The organism is Bradyrhizobium hereditatis (genome assembly GCF_020329435.1).
GTDB lineage: Bacteria > Pseudomonadota > Alphaproteobacteria > Rhizobiales > Xanthobacteraceae > Bradyrhizobium > Bradyrhizobium hereditatis.
In genome coordinates this window covers 215,707-238,571 of the sequence record NZ_JAGKJK010000011.1, presented here as the reverse complement: position 1 = coordinate 238,571, position 22,865 = coordinate 215,707, and the positions used below count along the sequence as shown (strand labels likewise).

Annotated in this window: 20 protein-coding genes; 15 read left to right on the top strand and 5 right to left on the bottom strand. The window is 59.0% G+C overall.

The genetic code is table 11. From position 1 onward, the window contains the following. Window positions 1-110 precede the first annotated feature (110 nt). The 3 genes from carB (at window position 111) to J6524_RS25525 (ending at window position 5,060) form a co-directional block, all read left to right on the top strand. Complete coding sequence (gene carB / locus J6524_RS25535; RefSeq protein WP_225675678.1) at window positions 111-3,575, top strand: carbamoyl-phosphate synthase large subunit; 3,465 nt, start codon at window positions 111-113, stop codon at window positions 3,573-3,575. A gap of 218 nt (window positions 3,576-3,793) precedes the next feature. Continuing rightward, the gene (gene greA, locus J6524_RS25530; protein WP_225675676.1) at window positions 3,794-4,267 is read left to right on the top strand and encodes a transcription elongation factor GreA; all 474 of its coding nucleotides are present in this window, start codon (window positions 3,794-3,796) and stop codon (window positions 4,265-4,267) included. Between the two features lie 370 nt (window positions 4,268-4,637). Then, window positions 4,638-5,060 (top strand): DoxX family protein, encoded by a 423-nt coding sequence (locus J6524_RS25525; protein WP_225675674.1) that lies wholly within the window; start codon window positions 4,638-4,640, stop codon window positions 5,058-5,060. Window positions 5,061-5,228: 168 nt separating this feature from the next. Here the strand turns inward: J6524_RS25525 and J6524_RS25520 are convergent, their stop codons facing one another. Further along, window positions 5,229-5,708: an Lrp/AsnC family transcriptional regulator gene (locus tag J6524_RS25520; protein WP_225675767.1), complete on the bottom strand. Its 480-nt coding sequence runs from the start codon at window positions 5,706-5,708 to the stop codon at window positions 5,229-5,231. 277 nt (window positions 5,709-5,985) lie between these two features. Between J6524_RS25520 and trxB the strand changes: the two genes are divergently transcribed. From trxB to dapA, 3 genes are all read left to right on the top strand, one after another. Next, window positions 5,986-6,951: a thioredoxin-disulfide reductase gene (gene trxB / locus J6524_RS25515; protein ID WP_225675672.1), complete on the top strand. Its 966-nt coding sequence runs from the start codon at window positions 5,986-5,988 to the stop codon at window positions 6,949-6,951. Window positions 6,952-6,953: 2 nt separating this feature from the next. Next, window positions 6,954-7,877, top strand: a complete 924-nt coding sequence (locus tag J6524_RS25510; RefSeq protein WP_225675670.1) for a LysR family transcriptional regulator — start codon at window positions 6,954-6,956, stop codon at window positions 7,875-7,877. Between the two features lie 508 nt (window positions 7,878-8,385). Then, entirely contained in the window at window positions 8,386-9,318 is a 933-nt protein-coding gene (dapA, locus tag J6524_RS25505; protein WP_225675668.1) for a 4-hydroxy-tetrahydrodipicolinate synthase, read from the top strand. A 58-nt stretch (window positions 9,319-9,376) separates the two neighbouring features. Here the strand turns inward: dapA and J6524_RS25500 are convergent, their stop codons facing one another. Then, on the bottom strand, window positions 9,377-9,517 hold the full coding sequence (locus J6524_RS25500) for a hypothetical protein (protein WP_225675666.1): 141 nt from the start codon (window positions 9,515-9,517) through the stop codon (window positions 9,377-9,379). 230 nt (window positions 9,518-9,747) lie between these two features. Between J6524_RS25500 and J6524_RS37455 the strand changes: the two genes are divergently transcribed. Continuing rightward, entirely contained in the window at window positions 9,748-9,879 is a 132-nt protein-coding gene (locus J6524_RS37455) for a hypothetical protein (protein ID WP_283843347.1), read from the top strand. A gap of 159 nt (window positions 9,880-10,038) precedes the next feature. Here J6524_RS37455 and J6524_RS25495 read toward each other — a convergent pair whose 3' ends face one another. The 3 genes from J6524_RS25495 to J6524_RS25485 form a co-directional block, all read right to left on the bottom strand. Continuing rightward, the gene (locus J6524_RS25495) at window positions 10,039-10,719 is read right to left on the bottom strand and encodes an AAA family ATPase (RefSeq protein ID WP_225675664.1); all 681 of its coding nucleotides are present in this window, start codon (window positions 10,717-10,719) and stop codon (window positions 10,039-10,041) included. Between the two features lie 179 nt (window positions 10,720-10,898). After that, window positions 10,899-11,228: a hypothetical protein gene (locus J6524_RS25490; RefSeq protein WP_225675662.1), complete on the bottom strand. Its 330-nt coding sequence runs from the start codon at window positions 11,226-11,228 to the stop codon at window positions 10,899-10,901. Window positions 11,229-11,328: 100 nt separating this feature from the next. Beyond that, entirely contained in the window at window positions 11,329-11,691 is a 363-nt protein-coding gene (locus J6524_RS25485; protein ID WP_225675660.1) for a hypothetical protein, read from the bottom strand. A gap of 455 nt (window positions 11,692-12,146) precedes the next feature. On the opposite strand from J6524_RS25485, the gene J6524_RS25480 reads away from it, so the two are divergent. The 8 genes from J6524_RS25480 to J6524_RS25445 all read left to right on the top strand — a co-directional run bounded on the left by J6524_RS25480 (window position 12,147) and on the right by J6524_RS25445 (window position 21,778). After that, window positions 12,147-12,716: a hypothetical protein gene (locus tag J6524_RS25480; protein ID WP_225675658.1), complete on the top strand. Its 570-nt coding sequence runs from the start codon at window positions 12,147-12,149 to the stop codon at window positions 12,714-12,716. Then, on the top strand, window positions 12,700-13,431 hold the full coding sequence (locus tag J6524_RS25475; protein ID WP_225675656.1) for a hypothetical protein: 732 nt from the start codon (window positions 12,700-12,702) through the stop codon (window positions 13,429-13,431). Before J6524_RS25480 ends, J6524_RS25475 begins: the two co-directional genes overlap by 17 nt. Window positions 13,432-13,515: 84 nt before the next feature. After that, entirely contained in the window at window positions 13,516-14,271 is a 756-nt protein-coding gene (locus J6524_RS25470; protein WP_225675654.1) for a response regulator, read from the top strand. 599 nt (window positions 14,272-14,870) lie between these two features. Beyond that, entirely contained in the window at window positions 14,871-15,458 is a 588-nt protein-coding gene (locus J6524_RS25465; RefSeq protein ID WP_225675653.1) for a TlpA family protein disulfide reductase, read from the top strand. A gap of 475 nt (window positions 15,459-15,933) precedes the next feature. After that, window positions 15,934-18,561 carry a hypothetical protein gene (locus tag J6524_RS25460; RefSeq protein WP_225675651.1) on the top strand — a complete coding sequence of 876 codons (2,628 nt, stop codon included), beginning with the start codon at window positions 15,934-15,936 and terminating at the stop codon, window positions 18,559-18,561. Window positions 18,562-18,625: 64 nt separating this feature from the next. Next, the gene (locus J6524_RS25455) at window positions 18,626-20,521 is read left to right on the top strand and encodes a hypothetical protein (protein WP_225675649.1); all 1,896 of its coding nucleotides are present in this window, start codon (window positions 18,626-18,628) and stop codon (window positions 20,519-20,521) included. A 107-nt stretch (window positions 20,522-20,628) separates the two neighbouring features. Further along, window positions 20,629-20,910: a hypothetical protein gene (locus tag J6524_RS25450; RefSeq protein WP_225675647.1), complete on the top strand. Its 282-nt coding sequence runs from the start codon at window positions 20,629-20,631 to the stop codon at window positions 20,908-20,910. A gap of 196 nt (window positions 20,911-21,106) precedes the next feature. Further along, window positions 21,107-21,778 (top strand): recombinase family protein, encoded by a 672-nt coding sequence (locus J6524_RS25445; protein WP_225675645.1) that lies wholly within the window; start codon window positions 21,107-21,109, stop codon window positions 21,776-21,778. Window positions 21,779-22,865 lie beyond the last annotated feature (1,087 nt).

Below are 22,865 nucleotides of genomic sequence, written 5' to 3'. Positions count from 1 at the left end.
GGAATCTGGTCTAAAGACCACCCGCGCGCGAGGGAGACCCGCGCTCTTTGGCTTAGGGGACGCGCGGCTGCGCGCCCTTTTTTTGTGCCCAAAATCCCGTCTGAGAGCTGATGCCCAAAAGAACAGATATCTCGACCATCCTGATTATCGGCGCCGGACCCATCGTGATCGGCCAGGCCTGCGAGTTCGATTATTCCGGCACCCAGGCGGTAAAGACGCTGAAGGAAGAGGGCTATCGCATCGTCCTCGTCAATTCCAATCCGGCCACCATCATGACCGATCCGGAACTGGCTGATGCGACCTATATCGAGCCGATCACGCCCGAGATCGTCGCCAAGATCATCGAGAAGGAACGCAACGTCATCCCCGGCGGCTTTGCGCTGCTGCCGACCATGGGCGGCCAGACCGCGCTGAACTGCGCGCTGTCGCTGCGCCGCCAGGGCACGCTCGACAAATTCGACGTCGAAATGATCGGCGCCACTGCTGACGCCATCGACAAGGCCGAAGACCGCCAGCTGTTCCGCAATGCGATGGAGAAGATCGGCCTGCAGACGCCGAAGTCACGGCTCGCCAATGCCTCGGCGCTGAAGAAGTCCTATCGCGACAAATATCTGGCTGAACGGGAGAAGCTTTCCGGCGAAGCGCTGGAAGAACTAGAACGACAGTGGACGCTCGGCGAGAGCGAACGCCGCAAACGCTATCAGGAGCACGCGCTCGGCGAGGCGCTGATGGCGTTGTCCGAGATTGGGCTGCCCGCAATCATCCGTCCCTCCTTCACCATGGGCGGCACCGGCGGCGGCATCGCCTACAACAAGGAAGAGTTTCTCGATATCATCGAACGCGGCCTCGACGCCTCCCCGACGAATGAAGTGCTGATCGAGGAATCCGTGCTCGGCTGGAAAGAGTTCGAGATGGAGGTGGTGCGCGACAAGAACGATAATTGCATCATCGTCTGCTCGATCGAGAACCTCGATCCGATGGGCGTGCACACCGGCGATTCCATCACGGTGGCGCCGGCGCTGACGCTGACCGACAAGGAATACCAGATCATGCGCGACGCCTCGATCGCGGTGCTGCGCGAGATCGGGGTGGAGACCGGCGGATCCAACGTGCAGTTCGGCGTCAACCCGGACGACGGCCGCATGGTCGTGATCGAGATGAACCCGCGCGTGTCGCGCTCGTCGGCGCTTGCCTCAAAAGCCACCGGCTTTCCGATCGCCAAGGTCGCCGCCAAGCTCGCGGTCGGCTACACGCTCGATGAAATCGCCAACGACATCACCGGCGGCGCCACGCCGGCCTCGTTCGAGCCGACCATCGACTATGTCGTCACCAAGGTGCCGCGCTTTGCGTTCGAGAAGTTTCCCGGCGCCTCCACCACGCTGACCACCTCGATGAAATCGGTCGGCGAAGTCATGGCGATCGGCCGCACCTTCCAGGAGAGCCTGCAGAAAGCGCTGCGCGGGCTCGAGACGGGCCTCACCGGGCTCGACGAGATCGAGATCGAGGGGCTCGGGCGCGGCGACGACAAGAATGCGATCCGCGCCGCCTTGGGCACACCAACGCCGAACCGCATCCTGCAGGTGGCGCAGGCGATGCGGCTCGGCTGGTCGAATGAGGAGATCTTCAATTCCTGCAAGATCGATCCGTGGTTCCTCAGCGAGATGCGCGGCATCGTCGATATGGAGGCCAAGATCCGGGCGAACGGATTGCCGCCGAACGGCTACGGCATGCGCATGCTGAAGGCCATGGGCTTCTCCGATGCGCGTCTCGCGGTGCTGGCGGAGACCACCGAGGCCGAGGTGACGGCGAGGCGGCACGCGCTCGGCGTCCGCCCGGCGTTCAAGCGCATCGACACCTGCGCCGCCGAATTCGCCTCCCCCACCGCCTATATGTATTCGAGCTATGAGGCGCCGTTTGCCGGCGCGCTGGCCGACGAGAGCGCGCCCTCCGACCGCAAGAAGGTCATCATCCTCGGCGGCGGCCCGAACCGGATCGGCCAGGGCATCGAATTCGATTATTGCTGCTGCCACGCCTGCTTCGCGCTTGATGACGCCGGCTACGAGACCATCATGGTCAACTGCAATCCGGAGACGGTGTCGACCGACTACGATACCGCCGACCGGCTCTATTTCGAGCCGCTCACCGCCGAGGACGTGCTCGAAATCATCGCAACTGAGCGGCAGAACGGCACGCTGCACGGCGTGATCGTGCAGTTCGGCGGCCAGACCCCGCTGAAGCTGGCGCGCGCGCTGGAAGCCGCCGAGGTGCCGATCCTCGGCACCTCGCCCGACGCCATCGACCTCGCCGAGGACCGCGACCGTTTCAAGCGCATCCTCGACAAGCTGAAGCTGAAACAACCCAAGAACGGCATCGCCTATTCGGTCGAGCAGGCGCGGCTGGTCTCTGCCGATCTCGGCCTGCCGCTGGTGGTGCGCCCGTCCTACGTGCTGGGCGGCCGCGCGATGCAGATCATCCGCGAGGAGACCCAGCTCGACGACTATCTGCTCGGCACCCTGCCTGAGCTCGTGCCTGCCGACGTCAAGGCGCGCTATCCCAACGACAAGACCGGGCAGATCAACACCGTGCTCGGCAAGAATCCGCTGCTGTTCGATCGCTATCTGTCCGATGCCACCGAGGTCGACGTCGATTGTCTCTGCGACGGCAAGGACACCTTCATCGTCGGCATCATGGAGCACATCGAGGAAGCCGGCATTCACTCCGGCGATTCCGCCTGCTCGCTGCCGCCGCACTCGCTGGATGCGAAGATGATCGAGGAGCTCGAGCGGCAGACCCGCGAGCTCGCGCTCGGCCTCGACGTCGTCGGCCTGATGAACGTGCAGTATGCGATCAAGGACGGCGAGATCTATGTGCTCGAAGTCAATCCGCGGGCCTCGCGCACCGTGCCGTTCGTCGCTAAGGTGATCGGCATGCCGGTGGCCAAGATCGCTGCACGGATCATGGCCGGCGAGAAGCTGGCCGACTTCAAGCTGAAGAAGAAACAGCTTGGCCATGTCGGTGTGAAAGAGTCGGTCTTCCCCTTCGCACGGTTCCCCGGCGTCGATACCGTGCTCGGTCCGGAAATGCGTTCGACCGGCGAAATCATGGGCATCGACCGCTCATTCGAGATCGCCTTTGCCAAGAGCCAGCTCGGCGGCGGCACTCGCGTGCCGCGCAAGGGCACGGTCTTCGTCTCGGTGCGCGAGACCGACAAGAACCGCATCACCGAAGCGGTGCGGCTGCTGCACTCGCTCGGCTTCAAGGTGATGGCGACTTCAGGCACGCAGCGCTTCCTGACCGACAAGGGTATTCCGACCGAGAAGGTTAACAAGGTGCTGGAGGGACGGCCGCACATTGTGGACGCCATCACCAATGGCGATATCCAGCTCGTCTTCAACACCACCGAAGGACCACAGGCGCTGGCCGACAGCCGTTCGCTACGTCGGGCTGCCCTCTTGCATAAAGTGCCGTATTACACCACTCTTTCGGGTGCTGTTGCGGCCGCCCAGGGCATCCGCGCCTATCTGGGCGGGGACCTTGAGGTCCGCACGCTGCAGAGTTACTTTTCCGAAAACTGATCGTTGGCTGGGCAAATGCCCGCTAAACGATTGGCAATACAGCCATATGGCTGGAACTCACCGCTTGGTTGGATGTTGAATCGGCCCCGAAAGGGGCCGAAAATTAATAGGCTGTCAGGCTCGGATCGAGCCAGGAAAGCCCGAATCGAAATCTAGTAAATACCTCGTGCGCGCAGGCGTCCCGGGCGAGGCGGCACGACGGAAGGACGGAAGAGATGATGGACAAGGTTCCGATGACTGCGAGCGGCTATGCCGCCCTGGAGTTCGAGTTGAAGCAGCGCCAGTCGGTCGATCGTCCGCGCATCATCGAGCATATCGCCGAGGCGCGCTCGCATGGCGATCTCTCCGAGAACGCGGAATATCACGCTGCCAAGGAAGAGCAGTCACACAATGAAGGCCGCATCGCCGAGCTCGAAGACAAGCTCGCGCGCGCCGACGTGATCGACATCTCGAAACTGTCCGGCGACACCGTCAAGTTCGGCGCGACCGTCACGCTGGTTGACGAGGATACCGAGAAGAAGGCGGTGTGGCAGATCGTCGGCGAAGTCGAGGCTGACGCCAAGAAGGGCCGCATCTCCATCACCTCGCCGCTCGCGCGCGCGCTGATCGGCAAGAAGAAGGGCACCACCGTCGAAGTGATGGCGCCCGGCGGCGCCAAGGCCTACGAGATCACCAAGGTGGAGTGGCGGTAGTCACCTGCGAGTTACTGTTGCGACAAAGCCGCGTCTTCCGACGCGGCTTTTTGTTGCCGCGTGCTGACAGCATTGTGAGTGGTGATGCGGCGGATTTCATAATATCCGGCGCTTCGGGGAATGCTTATGGTTCATAACCAAATGAGTTTGCGCTGCGAGGCTTCGTCTTTCCGCAAGGGAGTGCGATCGAAGCGGCGGACTCGTGTGTGTGCCCGAACGCGATCTTGTTGCGCCGCAATCGCGACAATGTCGCGAAGCAGTGGGAATGATTCAATTTCACTGGTGTTGTCTCGGCATCACACGAGATTCGCCAACACCGTGTAATCTCGTCACGCTAGTTCCTAGCGCGTCAAACAAGGGGGACGTTAACATGGACCAATTCGATAAGCTGCTCGCGAAATTTCAGCCACAGGCGCTGAGCCTGGTTCGCTTCATCACCGGGCTGCTGCTGTTTCAGTACGGCGTCGCGAAGATTCTGAAGTTTCCGACAATTCCGGAGGGGAACGCTTACGCCTTCCTCAACAAGGTGCAATTGATGTCGCTCTCGGGAGCCGCCGGCCTGATTGAGTTGATCTTCGGCGCGCTTTTGCTGCTCGGACTGTTCACACGGCCCGTCGCCTTCATTCTTGCCGGCGAAATGGCATTCGCCTACTTCATCGGTCACGCGCCGAGAAGCTTTTTCCCGCTCATCAACGGCGGCACGCTCGCGATCCTGTTCTGCTTCGCCTGCCTCTATCTTTCGACCGCAGGCGGCGGCCCGATCAGCCTCGACGCCACGATGCGGAAGAAGTGAGACTTAGTCACCGCGCCGGGACTAGCGCTCCCTCTCCCGCTCTTGCGGGGGAGGGTTGGGGTGGGGGTGCCGCCGCGAGTCACACCGCTCGCGTGGAGAGAGTTTCCCCCACCCGCATCGCATCCTTCGATGCGATGCGACCTCCCCCGCAAGCGGGAGAGGTAAAGCTCACCCCGCCACCTTCACATCGAGCGGCACCGCCGCTTCATATTTCGAATTGTGCAGCACCAGCGACGTCCTGACGTTCCGGACGTGCGGCGCCGCGGTCAGGTGGGTGACGAACTCCTGAAACGTCGCCATGTCGGGTGCGACGCATTTGAGGATGAAGTCCACCTCGCCCGACAACATCCAGCACTCCCGCACCAACGGCTCGGCGCGCACGAAATCCTCGAACGCGCGCAAATCCGCATCCGCCTGGCTGGACAGATGAACGGAAGCAAACACGGTGACGTCGAAGCCGAGCCGGCGCGGGTCGAGCAGGCCGCGATAGCCCTGGATGTAGCCCTCCTCCTCCAGGGTGCGGACCCGGCGCAGGCAGGGCGGGGGCGAAATACCGACGCGTTTGGCCAGTTCCACGTTGGTGATTCGGCCATCGGCCTGAATCTCGGCAAGAATTTTGAGGTCGATTTCGTCCAGATTCTTCGACACGCGCGTCGGGTTCCCTAACTTTGGCCGCCTTGAAGCGGCTTTTGCCGGCAATCTCTTAGCGCAGGCCGGACGCCTTGCGCAATTTTATTGCGCACGAAACGCCCAATTTCGCGATTGTGAATTCGGTTCCGGGGAAAATTCGCTGGGATGAATTGCAAATCTTGCATAGCTACCCAGATATCTTAGACTTGGATTTGACACTTTCGGCGCCGCCGACCTCCTTCCGGCGCTTTCTGCTCAGTCAAAAACAACCCCCGAATAAGAGAGGGATCCGCCGATGCCTGCGCCTATTCATGCCAAGGTCGTCATTATCGGTTCCGGCCCCGCCGGCTACACCGCGGCGATCTACGCGGCGCGCGCGATGTTGGAGCCCGTCCTGATCCAAGGCATCCAGCCCGGCGGACAACTCACCATCACCACCGACGTGGAGAATTATCCCGGCTTCGCCGACGTCATCCAGGGCCCCTGGCTGATGGAGCAGATGGAGAAGCAGGCAGCGCATGTCGGCACCAAGATCGTCACCGATCTCGTCACCAAACTCGAACTGGCGCAGCGCCCGTTCCGCCTGACCTGCGATAGCGGCGATGTCTATCTGGCGGAGACGGTGGTCCTCGCCACCGGCGCGCAGGCGCGCTGGCTCGGCATTCCCTCGGAAGAGAAGTTCAAGGGCTTCGGCGTCTCGGCCTGCGCGACCTGCGACGGCTTCTTCTATCGCGGCAAGGAAGTGATCGTGGTCGGCGGCGGCAACACTGCGGTCGAGGAAGCGCTGTTCCTGACAAACTTCGCTTCGCAGGTGACGATCGTGCACCGCCGCAATCATTTCCGCGCCGAGCGCATCCTGCAGGACCGCCTGTTCAAGAACGCGAAAATCAAAGTGATCTGGGACTCGGCGATCGATGAGATCCTTGGCGTCGAGAATCCGAACAAGGTCACCCATGTGCGGCTGAAGAACGTCAAGACCGGCAAACTGACCGAGGTGCCGGCGGACGGTGTCTTCATCGCGATCGGTCACGCGCCCGCAACTGACCTCGTCAAAGGCCAGGTCAAGCTGAAACCCTCCGGCTATGTCGAGGTGGCGCCGAACTCGACCGCGACATCGATTCCCGGCCTGTTCGCTGCCGGCGATGTCGCCGACGAAACCTACCGGCAGGCGGTGACGGCTGCCGGCCTTGGCTGCATGGCGGCCCTTGAGGCCGAACGTTTCCTGGCTTTGCGCGCGAGCGATCGCGCGGCGGCAGAATAATCATGGCTCGAACGCGGGACGGATTTACGGACATGGATTGGGACAAGCTGAAGGTGTTTCACGCGGCGGCGGAAGCGGGAAGCTTCACCCATGCCGGCGAGCAACTTGGGCTCTCGCAATCGGCGGTGTCGCGGCAGGTGAGTGCACTCGAGCAGGAGCTCTCGGTGTCGCTGTTCCACCGCCATGCGCGCGGGCTCATCCTCACCGAGCAGGGTGACCTGTTGTTCCGCACTGCGCATGACGTATTCATGCAGCTACAGGCAGCGCGCGCCAAGCTGACCGACAGCCGCGAGCGGCCGAGCGGCGACCTGAAGATCACGACGCCCCCTGCCCTCGGCATCAACTGGCTGATTCCGCGGCTCGACGAATTCACCGCGCTCTATCCTGACATCCGCATATCGCTGATCGTCACCGATGAGGATCTCGATTTGTCGATGCGCGAAGCTGACGTCGCGATCCGGACCCGCAAGCCGACCCAGCCGGACCTGATCCAGCGCAAGCTGTTCTCGATCGGCTTCCATGCCTATTGCTCACCGGAATACATCAAGCGCTTCGGCACGCCGCGCACGCTTGATGATCTCGATTCCCACCGCATCATCATGCTCGGCGATGCACAGGTTCCGACACATCTGCAGAACCGCAGCTGGCTGATCGACGCCGGCCGCAACGGTTCCGGCCCGCGCGAAGCCTATTTCAAGGTGAATAACATCTTAGGATTGGTCCGCGCCTGCCAGCAGGGGCTCGGCATTGCGGCGCTGCCGGACTATCTGGTCGAGGAAAACTACCGCCTGGTGCAGCTGTTCGGCGAATCCGATTCGATCCAGCTCGACACCTATTTCGTCTATCCCGAAGAGTTGAAGACGGTTGCACGTGTGCAGGTGTTCCGCGATTTCGTGGTGAGCAAAGCGCAGCGCTGGCCGTCGTAGGGCGGCGCCACTTCGTCATCCCTTCTGCGGATTAGCCGATTTTATAGAGGCCCCGCTCACCGCATGTCTGACATGCGGCTTGGACGCTTGCTGCAAGGCACGGATGAGGATCATAGTGTTCAAACGCTGAGCGGTTGCGTCGCGCATATGTCCCCCTCCTCCAGTGACGTGGCGGTTCAGTAATCCCTCTTGGAAGGTGATTGTGTCGGCCTCACGTGGCCAATACCTCAAGCCGGGCTCTTTCGGGCCCGGCTTTTTTTTTCATGTTCAAGCCCATCATACAGGTGTCATGTGGCTGCGCCGGTTGACATCGACGTTCCTCGCAACCATGATCCGCACATGATCACGCGTTCGTGTGCAGCTCTGTCGTCGAAAAAAGGTCCCCACCCGGGGACCCGAGATCGACGCGCGCGCTGAACTGCCGCAAGCCCGCGATCCGAAGCCCCGCCGTCTGGACGGGGTTTTTTTATTGGTCCCGTCTCCGGCTTACCCATGAGGAGATGGAACGATGACTGAACCTTCGACTAGCGATCTGACAAGCCGGCTGCAGGGCCTGTGGCTGCCGCTGATCACGCCGTTTCGGGACGGCGGACTCGACGAGATTTCGCTGCGCCGGCTCGTCAGGCATTATGCGGCCGGCCCGGTCGACGGCTTCATTCTGGCGGCGACATCAGGTGAAGGCATGTCGCTCAGCATCACTGAACTCAAGCAGCTGGTGACAGTGACACGCAGCGAGCTCGCCGCCGGCACGCAGCATCTGCCGATCCTGCTCGGCCTGTCCGGCGCCTCGACCGCGAAGATGCTGGATGCGCTGGACGAGACGGCAGCCTGGCCGATCGACGGCTATCTGATCGCAAGTCCCTGTTACATCAGGCCATCGCAGCGCGGCCTGCTCCAGCATTTCACCGCGCTCGCCGGCCGCGCCGCACGCCCCATTGTGCTCTACAACATCCCCTACCGGACCGCCGTCAACATCACCAACGAGACACTGCTGCAACTCGCGGCGCATCCGAACATCGTCGGCATGAAGGATTGCAGTGCCGACCGCGCGCAGTCGATCGATTTCCTGAGCAGGCGTCCATCCGGCTTTCGCGTGCTGACCGGCGAGGATGCGCAGTATCACGAAGGGCTCAGCGACGGCGCTGACGGCGCGATCCTGTTGTCAGCGCATCTTCAGACCGAAGCCTTTGCATCGGTGCGAACGCTATTGATGCAGGGCGACCGCGAGGGCGCGCTTGTCTGCTGGAAGAAAATCTCCGGACTGACGCGACTGTTGTTTGCCGAGCCGAGCCCGGCGCCCGCCAAGTATTGCCTGGCGCGCAGCAGGCTGATCGACAGCGCGGAAGTGCGCCTGCCAATGGTGGAAGTGAGCGCGGAGCTGGCGGAATTGTTGGATGAGGAAATCGAGCGTCACAGGCCGCCGTTGTTGCGGCGGGCATGATCGGATCGAAAGATGCCGGCTCCCGCTCGCCCCAGATGGAGAGCGGGAGCAATGAGCTTTAGCCCAGGAGCAGCCGATAGGTCATGACAGGCGCGAAGCCGAGCAGTATCGCCCACGCGGCGAATGACGACACCAAGAGAACGTCGTGCATGCTCTGGGCGTAATCGCCGATCGGAAATTTCTTGAGATGAAAGGTCACGGAATCGACCCGAAGTTTTTTCTTGAGAGATCCATACGCGTAAAATTCTAACGTTGCGGACGGGACGTAGTTTCGACTTTGACATTGTGCGGTCACCACGCGTTAACCAGGCTCGGCGGTGGTTAACCCGCGGTAGCAGGTGCGTTCAATTGCAAGCGAAATCGCAACCAGGTTTTTAAAATCGATCGCGTATCAAACTATCCGGAGCAACAAGAAACGCGGGGCGCGTCGTGCATTTCGAAAACAACAGGCTGCCCGAACAGGGCTTTTCCACCGAGGACATTGTGTGGGCCGTTGGCATCTGGTCGGTGATCCTGACGCTGTCGCCGGTCGTCGTGTTCTATGTGCTGATGGTGGCGTAAGGCCCCCGCTCCACTCCACCGTCATGGTGAGCGCAAAATTGCTTTGCGATTTTATCGCGAGCTCCTCGCAATGACGCGGCGACATTTTCTCAAAGCCCAAAAGAAAAACGCGCGGAACACCGCGCGTCTTCAACAATCCGAAAAGACAAAGCGGCGTTGTTACGCCGCCTGCTTGTGCATGGCGCCCGATGCCGACGCCGTTCCGCGGATCGCCTTGATCGAACGTTCGATCGCGCCCCATAGCCTGGCGATCTCCGCCGCGGCACGGCCTTCCGCATAATATTCGCGGGCGCCTTCGCCCTGGCTCAGCGCCATCAACAGGTCGGCGCGGTTGGTGATCTGTCCGCTCCAGACCGGCGCGCGGAATTTCGCCAGCGCTTCACGCGCGATGGTGACGATGCGGCTCTCGGCCCCATCGCGTTCAGCGGGCGCGCCGTTGATCACGACCGCGTAGGGCTTGCGCGCCGAGCGGCAGTTCTGAATCGTTTCCTGCACCGCGTTGACGTCGAACACGCCCGGCCGCGCCGGAATGATCACCATCGTTGCATTGCGGATCGCGTCGTCGACGACGGCCGACAGATTCGGCGGCGTGTCGATGAACACCCATTCGATGCCGTCGCGCTTGGCGGCAGCGACAATGCCGCTGACGGAATTCACCGCGGCCTTGATCGGCGGCTCATTGGTGCCGCGCAGCTTGTGCCAGAGCGTGAGTGAGCCCTGCGGATCGGCATCGACCAGCAGGATGGGTTTAGTCGCCTTGTGAACATGAGCGGCGAGATGAGCAGCCAGGGTACTTTTTCCCGAGCCCCCTTTACGTGATGCAAAAACAATTACGTTCATACCTTGGCCTCCAGTTGACCCCAGAAGCCGAAAATGAATCAGCGGACTGATTCGCGAAAGAAAAATTTACTGGATGCCGCGATGAAGACACTGAATTGCCAATAAGGCTGGTTTTTGAGTCACACCGCACACAGCGCGCCGACAACCGAAAGCGGAATCGATTGAATGCCTTGATCGGTTCACTGCGTGGATTTTGCGCGCTCGCGTTCGAATTTCGCGCGCTGACGTTCGAGCCATTTGCGCTCGATCCATCCAAGTCCCCGCGCCATCGGCTTCTGTAGCGGCGGCACGTCCTGTGCGAACAAAAGGAGTCCGAGCGGCAGCATCCAGAGTCCGAGCACCGGCAGGAAGCTGAGAAAACCGCCGACGATCAAAAGAAACGCGAGCGGAATTCGAACGTAGAACGACGACGGCTTGCGCACCCAGCTAACAAACTTCGAAGGCCCCGGCGGTAGCTTTTTCTCGAACCAGGCAAAATGCCGGTCGAGTTCTTTCTGATGTTGACTCAACGAACCCTCTCCTCTCGCTTGAGCAGATGTTCATTGCGGACACCATAAACAAGGCGTCAGTCTGCCGCGCGTAGGAAGCCTTGACGTCGCGTGATGTCCGTCACGCTGCCGGTTTCGCCGGCTTCTTGGTCTTGCGCGGCTTGGCGCTCACGGCCTTGCGCGGCGTTGCCGGCCGGATCACCGTCGGCCGGCCTACGGACCTCGCCGCAACTTCATCCGGCTCGGGTCCGGCCCTGAAATGCGCGCGGCAAGGCGGCGAAAGCTGCGATCTGTTGCGGATCATGCAGGCCGTGATGCGGTCGATATCGGGAATGTCGGAACTGCACAAGCGGAACGCATCGCCCGTGCAGGCCTGCTGCTGTTCGGCGGTATAGGCATGGCCCGCCGTGGACCAGATCGAAACCAAAAACGGGACGGCAAGCAGCCATCCAGGCTGGAAACTCACTGCTTGAAAAAGCTTCATTAAATCCCCCAGCGCAAAGTTTGGCGGAATTGTGAGTGAACGCTCCCGGATTCGCAAGCACGGGTGGCCGACGCGTCACAGCACAAGTGTCGCGGCAGTTCGCGCGCCAAACCAGGTTCAAAGGGAATTCAGTGGGATGAAGGCTGGTACAGTTGGGTGGGTACTGCCGCGCTTCAGCTTCTTCGTTGATTTTCCTAAGTATTTTGCGCCCGAATCATTCCACTTTGTAGCAGAGTTTTGTATTCCCGGATAGCGCGCAGCTCGAGGGCTCTCACGGAGCGCACATACAACTACAGGCCCCACGATTGTTTGCCCGATGATGTAGGTGCGCTAAGGCCTTGTTGCGAACGTAATTCCACGATTGCGGTGGATTTCTAAACTCGGACGTCTTCATTCCTTTGACTGTCTCCTTCAGTTCCCGCAACCTGTAGATTAGTTCATCGGGAGACGATAGTTTGTCTGATCTAGTCAAGATCCGGCTGCGCTCTGGAGATGCCGAAATTGAGCTTGAGGGGGCACGCTCCGACGTTGATCACCTGCTGGAGCGATGGTGGCAGCAGCTCGGCCCCAGCAAGGGACGCCGTGAAAGCCCGGAGGGGGGCTCTGGTCGCGAGGAGCGTAAGGCGTCTTCCCGGCGCCCCGCCCCGGCAGTACCTACAGACTCGAAGACAGCAAACGGCCCAGACCCCACCGACGTTGCGAACCGAGTCAAGGAGAGTGAGCACTTTCGCCAGATCGAGCGTAAGATACTTCATGCCCCCCGGGACCTTTACAACAAGGCTGCGTTTCCCCTCTGGTTCTCGGATGAGGCGCTCACATCCGGAGCGGTTCATCGCATTTTGGAGGCCCTCGACGTGCGCATTGATTTGCCGTCGATTTCGAGGGTCATGAAAAAACACTCGAAGCAATTCTTGTTGAGCGGAAAACGTCAAAGGGGCGGTGCGCCATCCGCCTATCGATTGACTGCGAATGCTCGGTCTGAATTTCAGAAATGGTTGATGGCCGAGGATGCAGACCGAGCTTAGGCAATTCGCTCAGAAGATTGCAAAGAATGGCCTGACGGAAGTTGGATGCGCAGTTGCTCTAATGTGGTTTTTAGAGCGGGGGCGGACAACAACTGAGGTGACGCCCGCTTATCTTGCCGAGTTGATGCATGATCTTGCCCTCAAGGGCAGAGTTAATTTGACGCGCTTCCGGGAGCAGCTGCTCAGAAATTCCGACGTTATAAAGGGAAAGACTTCCGGTAGCGTACGGCTGCGCTTGGCCAGCAAATCTCGGCTCGACGACAAGTATCTACCGTTGTGTAGGAACTCAGAGCCCGTCCAGACCGACGACCATCTCATCAGGGCGGACCTATTTGCCACTGGGCCAGCGTATTTGGCTCGGTTGGTCGCAGAAATTAACGGCTGCTACCATTATGGGTTCTACAACGGGTGCGCAGTCCTCTGTCGGCGCCTGATGGAGCGGCTGTTGATCTCGGCATTTGAGAAACAGGGGCACGGGTCGGCGATCAGAGACGGTTTGGGAGAGTATATGGCCCTCGCGGACATCATTGGACGAGCTGCCTCTGGCCACCACATCAAATTGTCTCGTGGTACGCAAGGCGCAATGTCAGCAATCAAGAGTTTGGGCGACCTTGGTGCCCATCATCCGTTTCACATGGTCCGGCAGAGGGAAGTTGACGATCACAGGCTCGATTTTGCGAAAGTCATTTCGGAACTGGACGCTTTGGCAAAGTGATAGGACCGGCTCCACAAAGACGGTTCGCTGCGAAAAGCGGAACGTGCAACTGGGAGCGGTTCGAATGATAGCCTTGGGGAAGCAATGGTAGACAACTTCGTAAAGGTCGTTGAAGCCCTTTCAAAGCTCGGGAGTGCGCTCGCGTGGCCCTTGGTTGCCCTCACAGTTCTGTGGTGGTTTCGCACCTCCCTTCGGGAATTTATTACCAACATGTCCGAAGGATCGGTCAAGCTGTTTGGATTGGAAGCGTTTGCCAAGCGTAAAGCTATTGAAGCAGTCGCCACAGCAGAAGTCGCCAAAATCGAGGCTTCTGACGGCCCCACTCCTAGATCGATGATATGGCTTCAATCAGTGGGAAAGTCTCGACGTCTTGCTGATTGGCTCGCTCATGTATCGTTGAACGACCTCGCCGGTAGAAAGGTGCTTTGGGTTGATGACAACCCGGACAACAACGTCTTCGAAACGGAGGCACTCCAGGCATTGGGAATTGAGGTCGAATTTGTAACGACCACCTCTGAGGCTATGCGCAAACTGCAGAAAAATGATTACGACGTTGTCATTTCTGACATGACTCGCTTCGAAGATGAGAAGGCTGGATATTCGTTACTGAATAGGCTTCGGGATTTCCGGCCCGGCACGCCTTTTATCCTCTACAGCAGCACCAATACGCCGGATCAAGAGCGCGCTATTGTCTCACAAGGTGCATATGGCTCGACTTCGAGGGCATCAGAGCTAGTCGAGCTTGTCGTCTCAGCAATCCGGGAAGAGATCAGTGGCACCAGCCGCCACTCCCGAGCTGTCCGAGATATGATGGCTCTCCGAAACCGACGAGCCGGTTGACAGACGCCAAGCAGCCGAGTCCTTTCAATAGGAGCCATGCAATACCGAATCGTTGAGATTCCAAAAGGCGCATTGTCCTAATCTAAACGGACCATTGGGCGCCTTACGGCGGGCGGCTCCCTAAGGCGCCCTCGAAGTGACGTCCAGCCCCTGCCCATCCATCAAAACGGAATCGCTGGGATTCCAAAACGCGCATTGCCCTCGCGCCCATCTGTATCTATTTCTCAAAATTTTAGTACGAGACACACCCTGGCCCTCCCTAGGGCAGGGAATGGTCCTTGCAGGAAATCAGCTTGCTGCTTGGGCCATTGCTATCACACGCTGCGACTATCCCGCAACGGCTGGTCGATGGGCGGTGAGCAGAACATCGGAAACGCTATCGGAAGCTTGCTTGGCCATTGATGCGACTACTGATCAGGAGTTGGAGGAATATGTTCTCCTTCAATGGGCAGCGCTTGTTTGGCGAACGAATTTCGATTTACCCGCTCGATCGACACCGCTAAAAAGGCTCACTTCGCTCTTTCTGAGGACTCATCACGAGCGATTAGTATGTATCGGCCTGTTACGTATCACCGAGGACGAATTTGAAAAGTCGCGGGTTGCTGGTTCAGTTGATTAGCCCCTTACTCAAGCGCAAGGCTTTGCTTCCCTCGGGATGCGGTCGTGTTGCACTGGCCCTCGGTATCTATGCAGTGCTCGGCCTATCAACGTCCGGTTTGGCTTCGGATGTTCCAATGCCAAGCGGCTTCGCTACCGCTGCCGGCAATCCGCCAGCGCCAGACACGCAATTTACCGATCAGAACGGCCAGAGAATTACGCTCGGATCATTCCGAGGAACGGTGACTGTAGTGAATCTGTGGGCCACGTGGTGCGCGCCCTGCATCAAGGAAATGCCCTCTCTTGCGCGACTTGCGGCGCGACTACCCGACGCGGTCAAAGTCATTGCGGTTAGTCAAGATAAGGGGGGCGCCGCAGCAGCCAAGCCGTTCTTGGATCGAGTCGATGTGAAGGGCTTACAGGTCTACTACGACCCTTCGGGTAAGCTATTCCGGGATTTTGGGGGGCGCGGCATGCCCACAACATTTATCCTGCGAGGTGATGGGGCTGTCGTCGCCCGGCTGGAGGGCGTCACAGAGTGGGACGCCGAAAGTGTGGTGGCTTTTCTGCTTGCTCTGGCCAAAAAATAGCCACCATGGTTGCAAGCCCAACTAGAAACTGTATAAGTTAGCGACTTCAGCAATTAGGGGCATCACCATGATACTTTTGCGGGCATTGGCCTTCGTTTTGGCCGTAGTTCTCTTTAGCTCACCTTCTGCGGCAACTGAACTTTGTGACAAGTCGTCTGCAGCGCAGGCCGCAGAGATTGCAGGCCTAGGCGCTCCCGATGCGAAATTTGTGATCGCTTCGGTTGACACACTTGGTAAGGGACTGGTCGAGCAAGTATCGAAGGATTCGAACGTTGGCGACCAAGGGAGCGCTATGCAGGTTGCACAGTCCCGAAGCACCGGCTGCTCGGTGGGCTGCTCTACCGGTTGTTCGAGTGGCTGCTCTTCCGGCTGTTCGGTCGGGTGCTCGGTCGGCTGCCGTTAACAACTGTCTACGATCAGTACCATCCATCGGACTGCGGCCCGATCGAAAGATTGGGCCGTTTTCGTATGGGCATTGGTCACAACGACCTTAGGTACTTTAGCGATCATCGAGGGGAACGAGGCTGCTAAACTTCTCGCCGCAGTGGCTCTGCCGCTTGCTCCGAGATTCGAGTCAATTGCAACACGCGTCTGCCTCAGCGTTGTCGCCGCAATCGTACTCTTCCTTGGCGAGTCCAGCTTCACTGTGGCGCTTCCGCTGGCTCTTTGGTTGGCTCGCCTAAATGGCGCGGGAGCTACAGCAATCCTTGCGCTGACCGCCATCAAGCTCCTTGCATTCCACTTTCAGTCCCTGTCCGACCTGTCCGAAGTATCTGTGCATGTCGGTTCACTAGTATTCTTGAGCCTGCCTGCCCTAACCGCTGCAGTCATATTAGGTCGCGACATTGGGCTTCGAGCTACAGCTGCATTCATCATCAGCAGTCTAGCGGTGCTTCTTTGCGTGAACTTGGGGGGCGCTCGATGGATCACATATGAAACGTTTACTTCGCCCACTTTCCGTGCGGTTTTGGTGCTGCTGCCGATTGCGGGCGTGATTCCGTTCTTGAGATTGAGCGTGGACGATTCTTCACGCCGACTTGTCGTTTGGCTAGGCCCAGGCTGCCTTCTTGGCCTGATAATTGCCCTGCTCCTTCCGACGCGACCAATCAGCTCAATTGTCTTCGATGAGTCCCACGGACGCTGGGAAACGGTCCTAGCCTCATTTGGACCGTCCGATTTCGGCCGAGCCGCGAATTACACCTACAGTCTCTTACTCCATCATGCCGCGAGACTCGTCGGAACAGCATCAGCGTTCGAGACCGAAGACATGCCCCTCCCGCAAACGGACGCAGCGTTTGTACTGAAAATGCCGTCCGAAGCGCTTTCGTTAGAATTTTCAAATCGGCTAGAGGCGTGGATAAGAGGAGGCGGCAGGCTGATTGTAGTTGCCGATCACACCGACCTTTTTGACAGCACGCAGAACCTAAACGCGTTCCTGAGACGATTCGGCGTGATGATTGGCACCAATGCCGTTTTCGATGCACGAGGACTGCCGAATGTGCCGACTACGAGTTGGGTAGATTTCGCGTTTGGTAAAATCAATGCAACGGGCGAACCGTGGGCTTGGCAGACCGGGGCAAGCGTAAGCTTGTTGCCTATGCACTCAGTAGAACTTGCAAGCTACGGCCTATCATTCTCCGAACCCGGCGATTATTCACGTGCTAATCGATTCGGAAAGTTTATGCCTCGCGTTTCTCTCCGCTTTGGGAATCATACTTCTGTTGCAGGTCTAACCGTTGGTAGCGGCGCCGTTGTCGCTGTCCTCGACAGCACGCCCTGGTCGAATTTTTCGTTTTTTGCGGGTCAGTACAAGGCCCTTTTTAATTCCATTGTCAACGCGCTCACCCATCAAGCTTCTCTCAAGGTTTGGGGATGGAGTGTTCTCGCGCTCGCTGCTTTTGCTTGCGTTGTGGCGGTGTGGCGTCATCCGCTCGCATTGGTGGCTGGGGGGTTGACGCTAGGGCTGGTGATTGGGTCTGCCTCACGAGTTGGATTCAGCTCGTTCGATCCCCCTGTCGAGGGCCGTGATTACGGTTTGAAGGTTGTTATCGGCGGCAGCGTTCGTACTGAGTTTCTCAAACAGCTGATCGCGCCTGGTGAAAGAAGCTTTGCGCGCATCATCTCGGCGATGGCGAAATACGACCTGAATCCGTCGTCCTCTAGACCTGGATTAGAAATCACTGAGCTTTCTGCGAGTAGTCGGTGGTTGCTTGTTCAGCCCGATGTGCGTCAACTGCCAAGCGCGCAACATGTTATTTCACACTTGGAGAGGGGCGGAGACCTGACGGTTCTGTTTAGTCCGGAACAGGCGGCGAGCCCGGAGATACGCGCCTGGATAGAAGGCCTCGGGCTCGTTACGCAACGGTCGATTGGCCTTTCCGTGGGCGAGGATTCGCGACCGGGCGGAATCCTGAATAGACGGGGGGCGATGCTTCTGCGCGACATACGCACCATAACGGTGGCAAAGCAAACGAGTCGTTTGAAAGAACGCGCGAGCGACGCACTCATGCAATCCTATACGGTTCGGCCAACGAGGTTTCCGCGCACAAGCGGGCTGTTCAATGTGGGGTTTTCGAGTGATCAATTTTCCGATGATTCGGTCGGAGACATTTGGGAAGGCACATCTCCCTCTGCCCTCGGCAAGCTCCGCGAACAACAACTAGCTGCGGCATTGTTGGGAAAAGACGTCGACGATCCTATGCCGCGAGATATTTTTCAGCAGCAGAGCAACGAACAGCATCCGCACCTTCCTGAGTACATCATGCTGGTTGACGGAAAGACTGCAGTTAAGGGCACATTCCAAGACGAGACGAGGAGCCCTTCAACTCCCCACCAGTCCCTCCTCCATTTTCCAACACTCAATGAAGATCCGGTGGGGTACCTGAAGGAGCTGCGCAACCGCTCACTTTCGTTTGTGAAAGCGGCGTGTCCCAGAAAGGCTAAGATAACGCAGTGTGAAAGCCGATTGATAGGACCGGATATGATGGAATGGATGGTGTCCTGGGCGTCGTCAGATGACGAAGATATGATCGCTGTGGAATTGCTCCACGAAAGGCGTTTTTCTGGTCTTGGTCAGACAGTGAATGTCGTTTTTGCTAATTAGGCCTTCGGGGCAATGCGCCGCCATATCGGCAGCGGCTGGAATCAGCAGTTTTGCATTTCCACTAATGTCGCCCTGGCATCTTCTTTGTCCGACTTTCGCCGGCATCGCCCTGATTGTCGCGGTGCAGTCGAAGATGGCGGGTAACGCAATTTCTTTTCTCACAGTCGCCGCAGTTTCTTTTCTCACAGTCGCCGCAGTGCTCTCAGGGTTGATTCCCTCGCCGCTCGCTACGTCCACTCTTGCTGCAGCTGTGCTTGCTTTTTCTGCGGCCCCGACTGTTGGTGCAGCCATTCTGTTGTTGGAGACGTCGTTCGTCGGAACACTTCAACAGCTTAGTGCGCAAGCTTTGTTTTTCGTGGGGCTCGAAAGCACGGCGCCGGCCTTACTCGCTATCCTGTGCATAGCAGCGTTGAAGCCGCGAATTGCGATCCAGGCTATGATCGGCGGAACATTCGTCCTTGTGATTGGCTTCGCCGCACACCGCCTGGGTGGATCGCCCCAGCTTCAGATGGCTCTTTCCGCGTTGCCAGCGTGCGGCCTGGGCGCATGGGCGGCAACCAAAAAGCGGCATTCGCTCGGGGGCGCTCTTCCGATCGGCATTGCCGTTGCGCTGATAGTTGTCTCCTGGTTGTGGACGCCTCCGCGTAGCGGAAATGAGGTCTTTGTTTTCACTCCCACAGCCGACGAGACCAGCGAAGCGAGTTTCTTTAGGAACTATGAAAGGGCCCTAAATTTTGCTGGTATCGCGGCAAAGCAAGTGACCACACCCGAGAAAATACCTCCTCACGCCACGGTGCTGTTGCCCTGGTTAACAGTTCCGTCTCGCACAGAGATTGGGCGGGAAGCCAACGAGTTACTTGGCCAACTGGCGCGGACACGCAAGTGGACTGTGATCCTTTTCGGCGAACACAACAACCTCGGTGGAAGCTCGGAGCGCATTCGCGAAATAACTGGCAAGTCCTTGTTACGGAATGATCTGACGGTACCGCCCGGCAACACAGATGACTCAGGCCCCCTCCGCGTCCTCGATTTTTTTGATTGGCCGCAGGCCTCGATTTTGAACCGCGGGGCTAGTGTCGCCGCGGGGTCGCTTTGGGACAAAGTTCTGATCTCAGGAGACGGTTGGTGGGCCGAGCGTGACATTGATGAGTGGCTTTGGGTCGGAGACTACGTTTGGCAGCGCGGTGACAGAACGGGCCGATTGCCGTTGGCGGTAGCATCTGACACCGGCGATGCTCGCTGGGTGGTGGTTGGTGACAATAGCTTCGTGCTCAACAACCAAATCTATTCTGATCCTCGGGCCCTTCTCAGAGTTTTGGAGATGGCGACACTGTGGCCCGCTTTCCTTCGAGACATCCTGCTGAGCTTGCTAGCCATAGCGGCTTGTGGGGTATCGCATCTTTTGGCGGCACAAAGACTTGCTGCCGGCTTCGCGCTCATGCCAGCCAGCCTGGCTGTCGTGGCGGCGGTGTATACCTTGGCAACACGGCCAATCCATTGGCAGGACACATACATCGGGCAGGCCGGTTTCGATCAAAGCAATTTCAATGTTACTTTCGCCGACTATCCTGAACTCTTTGAGACTGGTCGGGTGCTTAGGTTAGATTCGCCCATGTCCGGACGTGTGAATCTTCCAACTGGTGACGTATTGCTATTTGGCCTCGTTGACAGTGAAGCTGACATCGGAGAAGCGAAATTAGATGGCTGTCGCAGACTGGGCGCACTCACTTCGTCCGAGGGGCCCTTGCTCATGGACGCACAAGTGTGCCGTGTGCAAGGCTCAGCTAAAGTATTAATGGGTACGCCCACCGGGGCTGCAGCTATCGCTACCGCCAATAAGAACCAGCGAATATTTGTTATTCTCGATCGAGCATTCCTTGCGCAAAACGCCCCCGTTGCGAATATCGAGTGGTTGAAGAAAGAACTCAGAGCGTGGCGCGAACAGCCCCTCCCACAATAGTCCGAATTGTAGCAGGCGACGTGTCGTTGCGAGAGCCTTGGCCGGGCGAACTCGACTTCTTTCGTGGCCGTCCAGACGTGGCTGGTCTAGCTGCAGAGGACAATTGCGTGGTGCTAAATCCTTATACTGATCTGAACGAAGAGCAGAAATCTGCTGTGGCATTGAACGAGGCGGCACGCATCGTGATGCGACGTGAGGGGCTCTGCCCAGATTTTGATCTAACGATAGAACAGAAGACGGCATTCGCAAGCTACGGCCCGATTGATGCCATTCGGGCGACGATAGTCGCGCGGATCGTGTCAGGCGACCCGAGCTCGTGCGAGCCAACTCCCGAGCAGATTGAGTTTGCAAAGATAGTTGCGGGGAAGATGGGCCTGACAACGGGGTAGCTCTTCATTTGCCGAATCCGTTGCTCAACGTTCAGTAGTTGACTACTCGGGAGGCCTACCGCAACCAAGCTCATCCAAAAGCGCCGGAGACCCCGATCAGCCATGCAAAACGGAATCAGTGGGATTCCAAATCGCATGTTGTATAAAAACTAAATGGTCGTATATGTTTTATACAAATGGTCGCGAGGACCTTTGCATGTCTACGGCTCCCCTAATCACCTACGTCCGCGTATCCACCTCGGCTCAGGGCCGGTCAGGCTTGGGCATTGAGGCGCAGCGAAACGCCCTCGCCCACTTCGCGGCCACCGAGGGATACGAGGTGGCCCGGGAGTTCGTTGAGGTCGAGACGGGCAAGGGCTCGGACGCGCTGGACCGCAGGCCACAGCTCAAGGCCGCCCTGGCTGCAGCCCGAAAGCTCAAGTGCCATGTGGGTGTGGCGAAGCTCGACCGGCTCAGCCGCGACGTTCACTTCATCTCCGGCCTCATGGCCCACAAGGTGCCCTTCGTGGTCGCTGAGCTTGGCCCCGACGTAGACCCGTTCGTGCTGCACCTCTTTGCCGCCCTGGCCGAGAAGGAACGCGCGCTGATCTCGACCCGCACGCGGCAGGCCCTTTCGGCTGCAAAGGCTCGTGGGGTCACCTTGGGCAACCCAAGGCTCCACGCGGCTCGCAAGGGCGCAGTTGAGGCCGTGAAGGCGGAAGCAGATCGGTATGCTGCGAATGTCCTCCCCATCATTCGAGAGGCTCAGAGGGCGGGCGCGCGAACACTCAGGGAAATCGCGGAGGCGCTCAACGCACGAGGGATAGCCACGGCACGCGGTGGCCAATGGTACGCCCAGTCAATCGCAAACATTCTGGAACGGGCTTGAGAGAAGGAGCAGCCACCAAGGGCAGCAGGGCGCGTGGCGCACATTACCTAAGGGGCGCGGGGCAGTGGGCACAGCGAGCTGTGTGGGCTTCCTGGGCGCCTCTAGCCCTGGCCGCCTACGCTCTCGTAGATGCACCCCGCCCCCCAGTGTGCATAAATATGAGCAGCTTCCCCGGCTTAGCCCTAGCTAAGCCTGTGTTCGGTTTGGCAATCCGGTGCGCTGGGTAGCCAAGCGGGGGAACGGGGGGCATTTTGGGTCCCATCTGGCGGTATGGTACCGTTTCCAGGAGCAACCCCACCCCCTGGCTTCAAAAAGCGAGGGCTAAAGCCAAAGGCCTCTGCTCGACTTCAGAGAGCCGAGTGGCCTTTCGAACAGTACCGCTTGGGGCCCCCATACGCCCTCACAGCGGTCAAGCTAATGCTGGAGCGTGATCCGGGCCGTGGCATCTAGTCGTCGTCGTTATCGCGACCGATTGTCCTTGGGTCTAATCCACGGCTCCAATCGCGGTCCGGCCCTAGTCCTCCACCCGGGGCGATGGACAAGCCACCGTCGGGGCCGATTGATTGTCCGCCTCCCGGACCGATCGATAGTCCACCACCCGGACCAATTGACAGCCCGCCTCCGGGACCGATGGACCTGCCACCACCGGGACCAATCGAGTCACACCCACCGGGACCGATTGAACCTTGAATGCAGTTTCTCCATGCCTGGGCGTGCGCTGATGACGTGTACCAACTCACAAGCAGCAGCACGAGAAGTGAAATGCGGTTCATGGTCCCAGCCCCTCGACGGTTCAAAGTGTTACGACCGAGTCTAGTGCTCGCGTGCGATGCCAGGCAAGTGCTACCTCTCGGGTGCCTGCGGTTTCCAATGCCCCCGCGAAAACCGATGAGACACCTCCATATGACTCTACGGAGTCCACTGGGAGGCGTTTGGGCGTCCGCTACCCTGTTGGCCGAAGGAGCTGGAAACGAATCCAGAGTCCCTTCTGGCCTCTGAGGAGTATGCTGGGCTCGGCGCCCCTCTCCGACCCTGCTGCCCAAATCACGTTTTTGCAACACCGCGAGCCTTGGCAGGACCAGCTGTC